Raw genomic sequence first — 14,898 nt, 5'->3', positions numbered from 1 at the left:
GCCGCCGCGCGGCCTACGGCACCATCTTCTTGCCGCGTGCCGCCCGCTGCGCCTTGATCATGGAGAAGCGCTCCGCCTGCGCCTTCTTGTCGCCGAAGGTCAGCTCGGAGATCGCGTCGTAGACCTCCTCGGGGTTCGGCAGGTACTCGATCCGGTTGAGGGCCTGGATCTGACCCGCCGACTCCACGACCAGGGTGCCGAAGCCGAACATGCGCCCGAGGAACGTGCGCTCGTAGGTGAGGTCGGTCACCTTGCTGATCGGCATCATGGCCACCTTGGTCTCGAAGACCCCCGAGGAGATCATGAACCTCTTGTCGGTGACGACGATCCGCTCCACCCACCACTCCATGACGAAGTAGGCCAGCCTGAGCAGCACGAACAGGGACGCGTACCAGAGGATGTTCTGGATGATGCCGGCGTTCCCGGGCAGCAGGTAGGAGATCATCATGGCGCCGGCGAGCAGCGCCCCGGCCTCCACCAGATCCCAGAGCAGACTGCTCCAGTGCCTGCGTACCCGGATGACCCGCCGCTCGGTCGGCAGCAGGTACTCGTCGGGGTCCCGTGGTGCGAACATGCCTAGACCTCTCGCCGAGGGGGAGGGAGGAGCCGGCGCGACTCAGAACAATTGTTTCACGAAGGTGATGAGCGCCTCAGCCGCTTCCCGGAGGGTCCCGAGGATGTTCTGCACCAGCTGAGCCGCCTGCTGCGGCTCCGCGATGAGGAAGAACAGGACCAAGCCGACCCCGGCGAAAGTGAGAATCTTCTTCAGATTCACGGTGATCAACCCCGTTCGCTACCGCACCCGTTTGGCGCCAGTGAAAACCGTTGTACCGCACTCTGCGGCAAGTCGGGAGATTTGTACCGCACTCGGGGCAGCCTCCAGCACCGCCAACCCGGTGCGACTACGCTTAGTGATCGTGACGGCCAAAAGTGCCCCTCGGACCCGCTGCGTTGGCGCGATAGTGCATGACACGAATGGGCGAGTGCTGCTCGTGCGTCGCCGCAATCCCCCAGGTGAGGGACTGTGGTCACTTCCGGGAGGACGCGTCGAACCGGGTGAGACCGACGAGACCGCACTTGTGCGGGAAGTGCGGGAAGAAACGGGACTCTCCGTGACCGTCGGGGCGTGGGTCGGCACGGTTGACCGAGTGGCGCCACGGGGGGTCTACGAGATCCACGACTACGCCTGCCAGGTGCGATCGGGGACGCTCCGGGCGGGTGACGACGCCTCCGACGCCCGGTGGGCCGACTCTGCGATCTTGGCCACACTCCCACTCACCGAGATGCTCCACGACACCCTCGCGGCGTGGGGGCAGCTCCCCCGCCGCTGATCGACTTCGCCCGATCAGGGGAGCCAGATCAGCCGCTGGCCGTGGAGGGCGGTGCGCGCCAGCGCGCGGGCCGAGCGCGGCGCGCCGTCCGCGAAGTGGACGAGCCCGAGCACGCCGAACACCGGTCCGGCCGGGTCCGGCCGCAGGTCGTCGCGCCCCGGCAGGACGTGCGCGAGCCCCGCCGCGTAGCTCTCGTGGCTGATCCACCACACCGGCCGGCCCAACCCGGCCAGCGCGGCGACGAACTCCTCCCCCGCCAGGTACGGCAGGGTGTTGCTGGTCATCACCACCAGCGGGAGGGCTTCGGGAACCCGCGCGGCCGCACCGGGCAGGTCGGCCACCGCGTCACCCGTCACGAACTCCGGCGGCGACCTGCGCTGCGCGGTCGCGGCCACGCCGAACAGCCGCACCCGCTCCGGCTGGTCGGCCCACACGCACGCCTCCAACCAGGCGTACGTGTCCTCGTCGGTCAGGTCCGCGGGCGCCCGGTCCAGGCCGACCCGCGCGGCCACCTTGACCGACTTGGGGATCTTCGGCAGCTCCGCCCCCGGCGCCAGCTCCAGCGCGCAGTGCAGCCCGACCGGCGCCTTCGCCGGCCCCGCCGCCAGCTGCCCGGCCTGCTGGGTCTGGTAGCGGTAGGCGTACCGGTCGAGGTTGAGCAGCAGCCCGGCCGAGCAGCCGACCTCCAGCAGCCCCACCGGTCCCTTGACCTGGGCCAGCGCCGGGTAGAGCAGGGCGGCGCGGCGCACCTCGTTGGTCTGCGTGGTGCGCCGCGAGACCAGCTCCCGCACCCGGTCGGCGCGCTCCAGCACGAACTCCCGGAACAGCGGCCAGGTGCCCTCGTCCGGGCCGCAGGAGCCGCCCAGCGAGGGGTAGTACTCGGTCAGCCGGTGGAACGGCTCGGCCTGGAGCAGCCGGTGGGCCGCCGCCAGCAGCAGCGTCGGGTGCGCGAACCGCTCGGGCGCGGCGGTCAGCAGGCCGGCGACCTCGTCGTCCTCGGCCGCGCGGGCGGCCAGGTGCTCGTAGAGCGGGGAGACGCCGTGCGCCTCCCGCCGGGCGAACCGGCTCAACGCCCCGCGCACGAGCTCCAGAGAGGTCACATCGCTCCTTTTGTCCGGGTCAACCGACGCCTACCCGCCCAGCCCGGCCCGCTCAGCCCGGCCCGCTCAGCCCGCCGCGGGTTCCGGCCTGCCCGGCTGCTCGCCGCCGCGCGCCTCGCCGTAGGAGCGCTTCGGCACCATCACCTTGCGGCGGAACACGCAGACGACCGTGCCGTCCTGCTTGTACCCGCGCGTCTCGACGTGCACCACGCCCCGGTCGTCCTTCGACTTCGACGGGGTCTTGTCCAGCACCTCGGTCTCACCGTAGATGGTGTCGCCGTGGAAGGTCGGCTTGACGTGCTTGAGCGACTCGACCTCCAGGTTGGCGATGGCCTTGCCCGAGACGTCCGGCACCGACATGCCCAGCAGCAGCGAGTAGACGTAGTTGCCCACCACGACGTTCCGGCCGAAGTCGGTGGTCTCCGCCGCGTAGTGCGCGTCCAGGTGCAGCGGGTGGTGGTTCATGGTCAGCAGGCAGAACAGGTGGTCGTCGTACTCCGTGACCGTCTTGCCCGGCCAGTGCTTGTAGACCGCGCCGACCTCGAACTCCTCGTAGTAACGCCCGAACTGCACTACCGCCTCCGTTGGCCGTCGTGGTGGGCCGGGTGGGGTGGTCGAGCACCACATCCGACCGGGACGACAGTGTGAGCACCGGGGGAGTACCCTCGGCAACCGGTCTGTGAGCGACTCCACCGCCGCGACCGCCGACCCGAGGAGGTGAGGACCAGCGATGAGCAACGACCCCCATCCTGCGAGTACCTCGCGCGTCCTCATCGGGGAGCCGGCTTCCCACAGCTAGGCCCAGCGGTACCGGTCGGGGACGTGCCGTCGTCGTTCGTCGATGTCGACGCCTGCTTCCCGGAGGTTCCTCGTGCCCAGCCTGCCCTCGCTCGGCGGCCTGAGAGGCCGCATGCCCGACCGCGACCGCCCGGCCGTCCCAGTCCCGGTGCCCCTGTCCTCCTACGTCGTGGACTGCGGCGTGTACGTCGACGGCGCCCGCCTGCCCGGCCGCTGGACGCACGCCGCCGCGGTGGAGGAGGTGCGCGGTCGGGGCGAGGGTTTCGTCTGGATCGGCCTGCACGAGCCGGCCGCCGAGCAGATCGAGGGCGTCGCGGACACCTTCGGCCTGCACGAGCTGGCCGTCGAGGACGCCGTGCACGCCCACCAGCGGCCGAAGCTGGAGCGCTACGACGACACGCTGTTCATGGTGCTCAAGACGGTCCGCTACGTCCAGAACGCCTCCCCCGACGAGGCCAACGAGATCGTCGAGAGCGGCGAGATCATGGTGTTCCTGGGGCGCGACTTCGTGGTGACGGTCCGGCACGGCAACCACTCCGGCCTGGCCGTGGTGCGCCGCGAACTGGAGGCCGAGCCCGAGCGGCTCCGGGTCGGCCCGGCCGCGGTGCTGTACTCGATCGCCGACCACGTGGTCGACAACTACCTGGACGTGACCGACCACATCGAGGACGACATCGACTCGATGGAGGCGCTGGTCTTCCAGCCGCGCAGCCGGGTCAGCGCCGACCAGATCTACCTGATGAAGCGCGAGGTGCTGGAGCTGCGCCGCGCGGTGATGCCGCTGGCCGTGCCGCTGCGCCGGCTCGCCGAGGGCTACACGCCGCTGATCCCCGAGCAGGTGCGCTCCTACTTCCGCGACGTCGACGACCACCTCACCCAGGTGTCCGAGCGCGTGTCGAACTTCGACGAGCTGCTGACCACGCTGGTCAACGCGGTGCTGGCGAAGATCACGCTCCAGCAGAACCTGGACATGCGCAAGCTCGCCTCGTGGGTGGCGATCATCTCCGTGCCGACCATGGTGGTCGGCGTGTACGGCATGAACTTCGAGCACATGCCGGAGCTCCAGTGGAAGTACGGCTACCCCGTGGTGATCGCGGTGATCCTGGTGGTCTGCCTGACGCTGTACCGAATATTCCGTCGCAACGAGTGGCTGTGACCCCCACCCCTCCTCCGCGACAGGAACCCCCGCCGTGACCAGGATGCTCACCAACCTCCGCTTCTGGGTGCTCACCTTCCTGCTGGGCTGGCTCACCACGGTGACCGTGCTCATCGCCACCGGCGGCTGACGGCCGGGGGCGCGGGAGGACCCGCGCGGCCCCGGGGGTCCGGGGTGGACCTCCCGGGCGCGCCTAGTCCCAGGGCTGGGTGTCCCAGGTGAAGGGGATGCCGTGCCCCGCGCCCCAGCCCAGCCGCAGCGACACGCCCGCCGGCCACAGCTTGAGCAGCAGCCGGAACCGGTACGGGTCCGGCCCGTGGGTGCGGCCGGGCTCGTAGACCAGCAGCGCCAGCGGCGCCGGTGGCGTGGCCCGCGCCGCCGCCTCGGCCAGCACCGAGCGGCCCATCGCCCGGTCGGCGGGCGAGGTGTACTGCCACACCACCGAGTGCCACACGACGGTCAGCACGTCCCGCTCCGGGCGGGCCAACTGCTCGGCCAGCCACTCCGGGCCGGGGGCGCGCCGCACCGGCACCGGGTCGAGCTGGGCCAGGTCCAGCGCGGCCCGCAGCCGCTCGAAGCGCGCCACCTGGTCGGCCCACACGAACGACTGGAGGTGCAGCCGGCCGTCCTCGGTGGTGACGTCCACCGGGTCGGGGTCGCAGCCGGCGCGCCGCACCAGGCGCAGGTTCTGCGTCACGTCCACGGGCGGGCGGCCCGTCCAGCGCGGGTCGAGGGTGAACGGGCTGCCCGGGTCGCCCAGCCGGACCCCGTCGACCCGGTAGGCGATGCGGTGCGGCCGCAGGTTCAGCCCGCCGGACGCGCCGACCTCCAGCAGCCGGACCGGGAAGCAGGCCCGGCGGCCCGCCGCGTCGGCGGCCAGGTGGGCGGCGGTCTGGAGGCCGCCGAACAGGGGCGCGCTGCGGCCCGGCTCGTTGGTCTGCACGGCCGTCGTGGAGACCAGGGCGCGCAGCTCGTCGGCGTGCTCGTGCAGCACGGGCAGCGCGTCGTCCCACAGCGTGGCCAGGTCGGGCTCGCCGCCCGCGGTCGGGTAGTGCGCGGCCAGCGCCGGGGCCCGGCCCTCCAGCACCAGCCGGTGGAGCGCGCCCGCGAACCGCAGGCCCGGGACGGTGCCCTGCCGGTCGCACTCGGCGCCCGCCATGACGCGCGCGACCACCCCGCCGCGCGCCAGGTCCTCGGCGGCCGCGGTCAGCAGGGCCAGGGTCAGGGGGCTGCGGCCGGCGCAGCCGCGGGCGGCGTCGAGGAACAGCTCGGCGAGCACCCCTGTCACGCTAGCCCGGTTCCCCTTGTGCGGCGGGGGGAGCACGTCCCTTTTCACCCTTTTACCGACGAGGTGTCACCCGGCGCCGTCGCGCCTAGGCTCGACGGGTGCCGAAGGTGCTCGCGGTGGCGGACGAGGTGGTCGAGCGGCTGTGGACCGACCGGGTGCGGGAGCTGGGCGTGGACCTGGTCGTCGCGGCCGGCGACCTGCCGTTCGACTACCTGGAGTTCCTGTCGGGCGCGCTCGACCGGCCGTGCGTGTTCGTGCCGGGCAACCACGACGTCGACCTGGGCGGCTACACGAACGTGCGCGGGCTGTGGACCAGGGCGGGCCTGCCCGCGCGGTGGCCCGGCCCGGCGGGCGGGGTGAACGCCGACGGGAGGGTGGTGGACGTGGCGGGGCTGCGGATCGCCGGGCTCGGCGGCTCGATCCGGTACCGGGACGGGCCCAACCAGTGGACCGAGCGGCAGCAGGCGCGGCGGCTGCGGCGGGTGCTGCGGCTGGCCCGGTGGCGGCGGCTGCGCGACGGGCGCGGCGTGGACGTGCTGCTGACCCACTCCCCTCCCCTGGGCTGCGGTGACGAGGACGACCCGCCGCACCGCGGGTTCGCGTGCCTGCACGAGGGGGTGCGGGTGCTGCGGCCGCCGCTGCTGCTGCACGGGCACGTCCACCCGCACGGCACGCCCCGGCCCGACCGGGAGCTGGGCGGGACGCGGGTGGTGAACGTGGTCGGGTACCGGGTGCTGGATTTCGACCTCGGCGGAGAGGAGGCGGGCCGTGCCCCGTGACACCGGGTTCCCGCGGGCCGACGCGGAGAACGACTTCCTGCGCGCCCGCCGCGCGCAGGTGCTGTCGCGGCTGGCCGCGCGGCTGCGGCGGGAACCGGACGACGTCAACATCATGCTGCCGTTCCACGAGGTCGTGGCGGCGCTGGGGCAGGTGGGCGAGAAGCGGCTGGGGCTGCGCACCGTCCGCCTGGACTCGATCGTGGGCAGCGTGGACCGGACCCGCGACTTCGACCGCCGGTTCCGGCCCACCTCGGCGCGGGTGCGGGAGCGGTGGCAGCGGCTGGCGCTGGCGCGGCGGCGCGGCGAGCCGGTTCCCCCGATCGAGGTCTACCGGGTGGGTGACCTGCACTTCGTGCGGGACGGGCACCACCGGGTGTCGGTCGCCCACGCGCTGGGGCTGGAGGTGATCGACGCCCACGTGACCGAGGTGGTGACGCGGGTGGCCGCGCACGGCATCCGGCACCGGGGCGACCTGATCGTCAAGGACTACCGGCGGCTGTTCCTGGAGCGGGTGCCGCTGGGCGGCCGGGCGCGGGTGGCCGTGGTGCTGTCGGACCCGTGGGACTACGCGGTGCTGGGCGAGCACGTGGAGGCGTGGGGGTTCCGGCTGATGCAGGACGAGGGCGCGTTCCTGGACCGGGTCCGCGTCGCCGAGCGCTGGTTCGAGGAGGAGTACGCGCCGGTGGTGGAGCTGCTCCGGCAGGCGGACCTGGTGGGCGACCGCACCGAGACCGAGGCGTACCTGTGGGTCGCGGCCGAGCGGTACCGGCTGATCCGCACGCACCGCTGGGACCCGGAGGTGATCGCGGCGCTGCGGTCGGAGCGGTGAGGCCGCGGGACGGTGAGGCGGCAGGACGGTGAGCGGTGGGACGGGAACGGCGCCGGGTCGCTAGCCCCGGCTGTCCGCCCTGGGCAGCGGGCGCGCCTGGTCCATCACCCGGTCGGTGTAGCTGTCGAGCAGGCGGGTGGCGATCTGCTGGCCGTAGCCGAGCAGGACCGCCCACACCAGCAGCGCCGCCTGGGAGGCCACGCCGATCAGGCCGGTGGTCACGCCCGCGCCGAGCGCCAGGATGCCGACCACGGCCAGCGCCGCGCCCAGCAGCACCTTGATCAGGGCCTGGTAGCCGACCATCACGTAGGGCGAGAGGCTGGGCCGGCGGCGCAGCAGCAGCACCACCGCGGACAGCACCGCCCCGAACGCGCCGAGCACCTGGATCAGCCACACGTCCGAGGCCGCCTCGCCCCGGCCCGACGGGCACACCGTGGGCAGCTTCTCCGAGCTGACGCACATCGGGATCATGCCGGGGTCGACGATGCCCAGCACGCCGAGCAGGGTGTTGACCGCGAGCAGCACCACGGACGCGGCGATCAGCTTGTTGCGCAGCGCCCGCGACCCGGCGTGGGCGAAGTCGGAGGCGTCGAACGCGGCCCGCAGCGCGTCGACCACGATCTCCCGCTCCACGGCCAGGGTGAACTCGCCGGGCCTCAGCTCCTCCAGGGCGCGGCGGCGGGGGTCCTCCTCGGGGAGGTTCTCCGAGACGCGGGCCTTGAGGCCGGGCAGGCGGCCGAGGAACCCGCGGCCCGCCGCCACGGCCGCGATCTCGGCCTCGTGCAGGGAGCGCCAGGCGCGCTCGATGTGCCAGCCGGACCACCACGAGGCCACCGACTGCCGGCGCGACTCCTCGCGGGTGATCATGTCGTCGACGACGGCGGCCTCCCGCTCGGCCACCTCGCGCCACCGCTGCCCCTCCTGGTCGAGCGGGTCGGGCGGGCCGAGGGCGGCGAGGTCGGCGCGGACGCGGTCCAGCCGCGACCCCACCACCAGCCGCCAGTCCGTGACCCTGGGTTCCCTCGTGCCCACGTCACCCATGGGACAGCGGAACGCCCCGGTTCCGCGATCAGCCATCGGGGTGATCGCGGAACCGGGGACGCCCGCCAGGGGGTCGGGGCCCGCGGGCCGGGCCGTGCGGATCAAGCCGTGCGGATCAAGCCGTGCGGATCAAGCTGTGCGGATCAGGCCGTGCGGATCAGGCCGTGCGGATCAGGCCGTGCGGCCGGGCTCCACCAGCTCCCGCAGGCGCGGCGGCATCCGCTTCTCCAGGCCGAACGGCTCCAGGTGGGCCTGGAGCACGTCGTCGAACGCGCGCTTCACCGAGGTCGTGTCCCAGGCGTCGCTCTCGAAGATCGGCTGCTTGAAGTGGGGCTGGCCGACGAGGTGGAGCTGGCGGCCGTTGCAGCGGACGACCTGCCCGGTGATGCCGTCCGCCGCGTCGCTGAGCAGGAACAGCACGAGCGGGGCGACCTTGCCGGGGGTGCGGTCGGCCGGGATGGCGCGCAGGGAGCGCTCGGACTTCCACACCATCCGGGTGTGGGCGACCGGGCACACGGCGTTGACCCGGATGTTCTCCGACTCCAGGTCCAGCGCCCAGGACAGGCTCAGCGAGGCGACCGCGCCCTTCGACGCGGAGTAGGCGGCCAGTTTCCGCTGCCCGAAGAACGCGCCGGAGGAAATGTTGACGATGGCGCCGCCACCCTGTTCGCGCATCGCCCGCATCGCGGCCATACCGGTGAATATGACCCCGAGGACATTCACCTCGACGAGCCGGCGGATCGAATCCGGGTCGTCCTCCCACGGCGAGGTCTCGTAGTTCAGCCCCGCGTTGTTCACCAGTCCGTCCACGCGCCCGAACTCGGCCTGGCACAACCCCACGATCTTCTCGGCCTCGTCCGGGTCGGACACGTCGTGGCCGCTCGCCGCGGCCCGCGCGCCGTGCTGCCGGATCCGCGCCGCGACCTCCTCCGCCAGGTCGGCGTCGACGTCGTTGACCACGACCGACGCGCCTGCCTGCGCCGCGTGCATCGCGTACGCCTCGCCGAGGCCACGTCCCGCTCCGGTGATCACCACTGCTTTGCCGTCAAGAATCCCCATCTCGCGCTCTTCTCCCTGCTCGACGGACTCCCCTGCCCCGACACCATTCGGCCGAGGTCGTCCCCGCCTTCGACCAGCGTTGGGGAGGGCCGGCGGGAACAGCGCCCCCGAAGCGGCGAGATGCGCTTTTGATGCGCTGAATGGCCCATGGAGTTCGTCCCGGCCGATGGTCCCGACCGATCAGTGACCGCGCGTGACGCCCACGGAAAAGGGCCGCCCCCATCGGGGCGGCCCCTGCCGGGAATGCGCGTTCAGCCCGCGTAGGTGAGGTTCTTGCCGTTGTTCGGGTCGAAGAGCTGCACCTTGTCGGCGTCGAACCAGATCTCGGCCTGCTCACCCACCGTGACCGAGGAGGCGGCGGACAACCGGGCCACCATCGACACGCCACCGCCGGGCACGTCGGCCGTGCCCGCGTCGGCGGCCAGCTCCGCCAGCTCGTCCGACGTCGCCTGGTCACCCGTCAGGTTGAAGTAGGCGAACTTGTCCGAGCCCATCGACTCCACCACGTCGACACCGCTGGTGAAGACCGCCCCGGACGAGCGAACGTGGTCCTCCACCAACCGGGCGTCCTCGAAGTGCTCGGGCCGCAGGCCCATGATCACCTCGCGGGGCGCGTCCCGGTCCTCCAGCAGCGTGCGCACCCGGTCGGTGAGCGGCACGTCGCCCAGCGCCGACCGGAGCGTGCCGTGCTCCAGCGACGCCGGCACGAAGTTCATCGCGGGCGAGCCGATGAACCCCGCCACGAACAGGTTGGCCGGCTGCTCGTAGAGGAACTGCGGCGCCCCCACCTGCTGCACCAGGCCGCCGCGCATCACCACGACGCGGTCGCCGAGGGTCATCGCCTCGGTCTGGTCGTGGGTGACGTACACCGTGGTGGTGCCCAGCTGCCGCTGGAGCCGCGACACCGAGGTGCGCATCTGCACGCGCAGCTTGGCGTCCAGGTTGGACAGCGGCTCGTCCATCAGGAACGCCTTGGGGCTGCGCACGATCGCGCGCCCCATGGCCACCCGCTGCCGCTGGCCGCCGGAGAGGTTCGACGGCTTGCGGTCCAGGTGGTCGGTGAGGTCGAGGACCTCCGCCGCCTCCCTGACCTTCTTCTCCACGGTGGCGTCGTCGACCTTCGCCAGCCGCAGCGGGAAGGCCATGTTCTCCTTCACCGTCATGTGCGGGTACAGCGCGTAGGACTGGAACACCATCGCGATGTCGCGGTCCTTGGGCGCCCGCTCGTTGACCCGCTCGCCGCCGATGCGCAGCTCGCCGGAGGTGATGTCCTCCAGGCCCGCGATCATGTTGAGGGTCGTGGACTTCCCGCAGCCCGACGGGCCCACCAGGATGACGAACTCGCCGTCGGCGATCTCCAGGTCCACGTCCCGCACGGCCACCGCGCCGTCGGGGTACTGCTTGGTCACCTTGTCCAGGACGATCTCGGCCATTGGCTCACCCCTTGACGGCGCCGGAGGTCAACCCGGCGACGATCCGACGCTGGAAGAACAACACGAACAGGATGATCGGGATGGTGATCACCACCGCCGCGGCGGCGATCGACCCGGTCGGGTCCTCGAACTGCGAGCTGCCGGTGAAGAACGACAGCGCCACCGGCACCGTGCGCGACGCCTCCGTGGAGGTCAGCGAGATCGCGAACAGGAAGTCGTTCCAGCAGAAGATGAACACCAGGATGGCCGTGGTGAACACGCCGGGCGCGGCCAGCGGGGCGATGACCCGGCGGAACGCCTGGCCCGGCGTCGCGCCGTCCATCTTCGCCGCCTTCTCCAGCTCCCACGGGATCTCCCGGAAGAACGCCGACAGCGTGTAGATCGCCAGCGGCAGCGCGAAGGTGATGTAGGGCAGGATCAGGCCGGGCCAGGTGTCGAACAGGCCCAGCGACCGCTCGATCTCGAACAGCGGCGAGACCAGCGAGATCTGCGGGAACATCGCCACCAGCAGCGACACGCCCACCAGCACCCGCTTGCCCGGGAAGTCCAGGCGCGCGATCGCGTAGGCGGCCATCGTGCCGAACACCACCGCGATCGCCGTGGCGATCAGCGCGATGCCGATGGAGTTCACCAGCGCCCGGACGAACTCCGTGGTGGAGAAGATCGAGCTGTAGTTCTCCAGCGTCCACTCGCGCGGGATGAAGTTGCCGTCGCCCAGGGTCTCCTTGGTCTTGAACGACAGCGACGCGATCCACAGCACCGGGATGAGCGCGTACGCCACCACCAGCACGTTGAGGACCGTCCAGCGCGCCTTGCGCGCCGTCGTCTCGGCTCCGCCGATGCCCGCCATCAGCGCCTCCCCCCGCTGTCGCTGCCGGGGGCAGCGGTGCCGAACAGCTTCACGAAGACGAACGCGATGATCGCCACCGCGATGAAGATGAGCACCGACATGGTGGAGCCGATGCCCAGGTTCAAGCCCTTGATCAGGTTGTTGTAGGTCAGCATCGACACCGAGGAGGTGCCCTGCGAGCCCGCGGTGAGCACGAACAGGTTGTCGAAGATGCGGAACGCGTCGAGCGTGCGGAACAGCAGCGCCACCAAAATGGCGGGCTTCATCACCGGCACGATGACCTTGGTGAACCGCTGCCACGCGCTCGCGCCGTCCATCGCGGCGGCCTTGAGCAGGTCGTCGGGCACCAGCGCCAGGCCCGCCATGAGCAGCAGGGCCATGAACGGCGTGGTCTTCCAGATCTCGGCCAGGGTCACCACCATGATGGCCGGGACCTTCTCGGTGAGCACGGGGTCGCCGCCCGCCAGCTCGGCCAGGTAGCCGGTGCCCGGTGTCCAGGCGTAGCGCCAGGAGAACGCGGCCACCACCGTGACGATGCCGTACGGGATGAGCGAGGCGGTGCGCACGATGCCGCGGCCGACGAGCGTGCGGTGCATGATCAGCGCGAGCGCCATGCCCAGCACCAGCTCGACCGCGACGGACACCACGGTGATCACCACGGTGATCCACATGGCGTTCCACCAGTAGGGGTTCGACAGCACCGTGGCGTAGTTCTCCAGGCCGATGAACTCGGTGCGGTCGGGGAACTTCAGGTCGTAGCGCTGGAGCGAGAGCCAGACGGAGTAGACGATCGGCCAGCCCGCGACCGCGGCCATGACCAGGATCGCCGGCGCGCACAGCAGCAGGCCCAGCCTGCGCTCGGCCTTCTTGCCCTCGCTCAGCGCGGCCCGCGCCTTCGGCGACAGCGCGGCCGTCTTGTCGTCGTGGCCGGGTTCGGCCTGGACGGCGTTGCTCACGGCAGCACCCCCTTGGAGTCGAGCGCGTCCTGCAGCTCGCCGCGCAGGCGGTCCGCGGTGGCCCGGGGGTCGATGCTCGCGGGCGGCGAGAGGATCGTGGAGATCACCGTGGAGACGTTCTGGTACGCCGGGGTGATGGGTCGCGCGCCCGCGCTCTTGAGCGTCTCCAGGATGGCCTCCTTCATCGGGTAGGGCTCGGCCATCTCCGGGTCCTCGTAGACCGACTCGATGGTGGGCGGCACGCCGTCGTTGATGGCCGCGAACTTCTGGTTCTCGGCGTTGCGCAGGCACAGCACCGCGTCGAAGGACTCGTCCGGGTGCTGCGAGAACGTGCTGACCGCGTAGTTGAGCCCGCCGACGGTCACCTTGGACTCGCCGCCCTCGACCGCCGGGAACGGCGCCCACCTGAGGTTCTTGGCGAACTCCGGGTTGGCCTGCGCGGCGGCGTAGACGTAGGGCCAGTTCAGCATGAACGCGGCCTTGCCGCCCTCCATCGCCAGGCGCGCCTGGTCCTCGGCGGCGTTGGAGAACGACGGGTCCACGACCGGGGAGGTGGCGAAGGTCTTGAGCACCTCCAGCGCCTTGACCGCGCCGTCGTCCATGACGACCTTGGTGCCGGTCTCGTCCACGATGCGCCCGCCGGCGGAGTTGACCAGGGTGTTGTAGAGGACGACCAGGCCCTCGTACTGCTTGCCGGTCGCCTCGACCAGGCCGGGCTTGCCCTGTCGGATCAGCTCGGTGCCCTGGTCGATCATCTCGTCCCAGGTCTCCGGCGGGGTCTGCACCAGGTCGCCCCGGTACCAGAGGAGCTGGACGTTGGTGTTGTCCGGCGCCCCGTACAGCTTGTCCTCGTAGCGCGCCGTCTCCAGCGGGGTCTCCAGCGTGCCGCCCTCGACCTCGGCCTTGGGCTGCCCGGTGAACTCCCGGATCCAGCCCGCCTCGGCCAGCTCGGCCGTCCACGTGACGTCCAGGCTCAGGACGTCCATGCCGGTGTCCCCGGCGGCGAGCCGGCGGGCCATCTGCTCGCGCTGGCCGTCGGCCTCGCGCGGCAGCTTGTGGTACACGATCTCGTAGCCGTCGGCCGCCGCGTTGCAGTTGTCGACGATCTTCTGGAAGTTCTCCTGCGGGTACTTGTAGACGTTGATGGTGATCCCGCCGTCACCCGAACCACACCCCGCCAGCACGGACGTCGCGACCAGCGCGGCGGATCCGGCGGCGGCCAACCGATGACGTTTCCACGTGCCCCTCATCGGCCCTGCCTCCTTCCCGACAACGGAGGAGCCAGACCGCAGTGCCCGGCACCTCGTCGTGCCCCCGACCGGTCGGCCGGGGGGCCTGACCGGTGGGACGAACCTAGGCCCGGTGATCAGGTGCCGCAACCACCGGAGTCCGAACGGCCCCCACCAGGGGGCCTCCGGCGGCAGACCGGGATCGCCCCGGGCTCAGTCCTTGCCCGGGTCGGACGGGCGCAGGGCGAGGCGCGCGAGCAGGTCGCGGCCGCGCTCGGCGGAGCGGGGTTGGCAGAGCACGTCGTAGCGGCCCGCGACCAGCTGGCTCGCGCTCTGGAAGTCGCGCTTGCCCCTGGCGGAGCCGTAGCCGACGGCGGCGAAGATCAGGCCGAAGCCGATGCCGACCACCAGGCCCGCGACGATCGGGCCGAGGCTCGCGCCGGGGGTGGTGTTGAACAGGCTCAGCAGGACGCCGACGAACAGGCCGAACCAGGCGCCCGACGCCGCGCCGGTGCCCAGCACCCGGCCCCACGTCAGGCGACCGGTCACCCGTTCGACGAGCATCAGGTCGACGCCCACGATCGTGACCTCCTGCACGGGGAAGTCGTCGTCGGCCAGGAAGTCGACCGCGCGCTGCGCCTCCTCGTAGGTGCTGTAGGACCCGATGGGCCACCCCGTGGGCGGGGTGGGCAGGCGCGGGGGCATACCGGGTCGGTTCTGGCCGGAGAAGGAACTCGTCACGGGGACCACCTCTTCGCGGTGCTGATCACCCCATCCTGCCAACACCGGGTGAAGGGCGCGAAACGGGTGAGCCGGAAACTGACGCGAACGTGATGCGGTCGTACCCCCTCGGGCACCCTGCCCCCGCCCCGCCCACCCGCCCCGAAGATCACTTCGGACCGTCGAAGCCGCGCGAGTCGAACACCCGGGACCCCCGTGTCGAACACCCAGGCCGCGCGAGTCGAACACCCGGACCCACCGTGTCGAACACCCGGGACCCCCGAGTTCCACGTTCGCGTCCCGAGGGCGGGCCGCCCGGGTGACCCGAA

General features: G+C 71.6%; 16 protein-coding genes. 4 read left to right on the top strand and 12 right to left on the bottom strand.

The window, feature by feature from the left end:
- Positions 1 to 13: 13 nt before the first annotated feature.
- Both ACFP3R_RS23095 and ACFP3R_RS23090 read right to left on the bottom strand, forming a co-directional pair.
- Positions 14 to 574: a PH domain-containing protein gene (locus tag ACFP3R_RS23095; RefSeq protein ID WP_380638458.1), complete on the bottom strand. Its 561-nt coding sequence runs from the start codon at positions 572 to 574 to the stop codon at positions 14 to 16.
- A gap of 42 nt (positions 575 to 616) precedes the next feature.
- Entirely contained in the window at positions 617 to 775 is a 159-nt protein-coding gene (locus tag ACFP3R_RS23090; protein ID WP_170185132.1) for a hypothetical protein, read from the bottom strand.
- Positions 776 to 917: 142 nt separating this feature from the next.
- Between ACFP3R_RS23090 and ACFP3R_RS23085 the strand changes: the two genes are divergently transcribed.
- Entirely contained in the window at positions 918 to 1,331 is a 414-nt protein-coding gene (locus tag ACFP3R_RS23085) for an NUDIX hydrolase (protein ID WP_380638457.1), read from the top strand.
- A gap of 14 nt (positions 1,332 to 1,345) precedes the next feature.
- Here the strand turns inward: ACFP3R_RS23085 and ACFP3R_RS23080 are convergent, their stop codons facing one another.
- Positions 1,346 to 2,431 (bottom strand): DUF2332 domain-containing protein, encoded by a 1,086-nt coding sequence (locus ACFP3R_RS23080; protein WP_380638456.1) that lies wholly within the window; start codon positions 2,429 to 2,431, stop codon positions 1,346 to 1,348.
- A gap of 66 nt (positions 2,432 to 2,497) precedes the next feature.
- Positions 2,498 to 3,004, bottom strand: a complete 507-nt coding sequence (locus ACFP3R_RS23075; RefSeq protein WP_380638455.1) for a MaoC family dehydratase — start codon at positions 3,002 to 3,004, stop codon at positions 2,498 to 2,500.
- A 298-nt stretch (positions 3,005 to 3,302) separates the two neighbouring features.
- Between ACFP3R_RS23075 and corA the strand changes: the two genes are divergently transcribed.
- Positions 3,303 to 4,385, top strand: coding sequence for a magnesium/cobalt transporter CorA (corA, locus tag ACFP3R_RS23070; protein WP_380638454.1), 1,083 nt, complete (start codon positions 3,303 to 3,305; stop codon positions 4,383 to 4,385).
- Between the two features lie 193 nt (positions 4,386 to 4,578).
- Here corA and ACFP3R_RS23065 read toward each other — a convergent pair whose 3' ends face one another.
- On the bottom strand, positions 4,579 to 5,673 hold the full coding sequence (locus tag ACFP3R_RS23065) for a DUF2332 domain-containing protein (protein WP_380638453.1): 1,095 nt from the start codon (positions 5,671 to 5,673) through the stop codon (positions 4,579 to 4,581).
- Positions 5,674 to 5,771: 98 nt separating this feature from the next.
- Here ACFP3R_RS23065 and ACFP3R_RS23060 point away from each other — a divergent pair, with 98 nt between their 5' ends.
- Positions 5,772 to 6,452 (top strand): metallophosphoesterase family protein, encoded by a 681-nt coding sequence (locus ACFP3R_RS23060; protein WP_380638452.1) that lies wholly within the window; start codon positions 5,772 to 5,774, stop codon positions 6,450 to 6,452.
- On the top strand, positions 6,442 to 7,281 hold the full coding sequence (locus ACFP3R_RS23055; protein WP_380638451.1) for a chromosome partitioning protein ParB: 840 nt from the start codon (positions 6,442 to 6,444) through the stop codon (positions 7,279 to 7,281). The genes ACFP3R_RS23060 and ACFP3R_RS23055 overlap by 11 nt, the downstream gene beginning before the upstream one ends.
- A gap of 60 nt (positions 7,282 to 7,341) precedes the next feature.
- Here the strand turns inward: ACFP3R_RS23055 and ACFP3R_RS23050 are convergent, their stop codons facing one another.
- From ACFP3R_RS23050 to ACFP3R_RS23020, 7 genes are all read right to left on the bottom strand, one after another.
- A complete protein-coding gene (locus tag ACFP3R_RS23050) occupies positions 7,342 to 8,313 on the bottom strand; it encodes a hypothetical protein (protein ID WP_380638450.1) in 972 nt (323 codons plus the stop codon).
- A 180-nt stretch (positions 8,314 to 8,493) separates the two neighbouring features.
- Positions 8,494 to 9,381: an SDR family NAD(P)-dependent oxidoreductase gene (locus ACFP3R_RS23045; RefSeq protein WP_380638449.1), complete on the bottom strand. Its 888-nt coding sequence runs from the start codon at positions 9,379 to 9,381 to the stop codon at positions 8,494 to 8,496.
- A gap of 251 nt (positions 9,382 to 9,632) precedes the next feature.
- Positions 9,633 to 10,814: an ABC transporter ATP-binding protein gene (locus ACFP3R_RS23040; RefSeq protein WP_380638448.1), complete on the bottom strand. Its 1,182-nt coding sequence runs from the start codon at positions 10,812 to 10,814 to the stop codon at positions 9,633 to 9,635.
- Positions 10,815 to 10,818: 4 nt separating this feature from the next.
- Entirely contained in the window at positions 10,819 to 11,664 is an 846-nt protein-coding gene (locus ACFP3R_RS23035) for a carbohydrate ABC transporter permease (protein ID WP_380638447.1), read from the bottom strand.
- A complete protein-coding gene (locus ACFP3R_RS23030; RefSeq protein ID WP_380638490.1) occupies positions 11,664 to 12,569 on the bottom strand; it encodes a carbohydrate ABC transporter permease in 906 nt (301 codons plus the stop codon). The genes ACFP3R_RS23035 and ACFP3R_RS23030 overlap by 1 nt, the downstream gene beginning before the upstream one ends.
- A gap of 47 nt (positions 12,570 to 12,616) precedes the next feature.
- A complete protein-coding gene (locus ACFP3R_RS23025) occupies positions 12,617 to 13,870 on the bottom strand; it encodes an ABC transporter substrate-binding protein (protein ID WP_380638446.1) in 1,254 nt (417 codons plus the stop codon).
- A 192-nt stretch (positions 13,871 to 14,062) separates the two neighbouring features.
- On the bottom strand, positions 14,063 to 14,554 hold the full coding sequence (locus ACFP3R_RS23020) for a YflT domain-containing protein (protein WP_380638489.1): 492 nt from the start codon (positions 14,552 to 14,554) through the stop codon (positions 14,063 to 14,065).
- Positions 14,555 to 14,898: the final 344 nt, after the last annotated feature.

The sequence above is a fragment of the Saccharothrix lopnurensis genome, from assembly GCF_042658445.1.
In the GTDB taxonomy this organism is placed as follows: domain Bacteria; phylum Actinomycetota; class Actinomycetes; order Mycobacteriales; family Pseudonocardiaceae; genus Actinosynnema; species Actinosynnema lopnurensis.
The sequence above is the reverse complement of the archived record's forward strand: the minus strand, read 5'-3'. Positions and strand labels throughout refer to the sequence as shown.

What these genes read in the sequence shown, in the direction of transcription:
- ACFP3R_RS23095 (WP_380638458.1), bottom strand. Translation starts at nt 574, where the DNA reads ATGTTCGCACCACGGGACCCCGACGAGTACCTGCTGCCGACCGAGCGG.
- ACFP3R_RS23045 (WP_380638449.1), bottom strand. Translation starts at nt 9,381, where the DNA reads ATGGGGATTCTTGACGGCAAAGCAGTGGTGATCACCGGAGCGGGACGT.
- ACFP3R_RS23040 (WP_380638448.1), bottom strand. Translation starts at nt 10,814, where the DNA reads ATGGCCGAGATCGTCCTGGACAAGGTGACCAAGCAGTACCCCGACGGC.
- ACFP3R_RS23035 (WP_380638447.1), bottom strand. Translation starts at nt 11,664, where the DNA reads ATGGCGGGCATCGGCGGAGCCGAGACGACGGCGCGCAAGGCGCGCTGG.
- ACFP3R_RS23025 (WP_380638446.1), bottom strand. Translation starts at nt 13,870, where the DNA reads ATGAGGGGCACGTGGAAACGTCATCGGTTGGCCGCCGCCGGATCCGCC.
- ACFP3R_RS23020 (WP_380638489.1), bottom strand. Translation starts at nt 14,554, where the DNA reads ATGCCCCCGCGCCTGCCCACCCCGCCCACGGGGTGGCCCATCGGGTCC.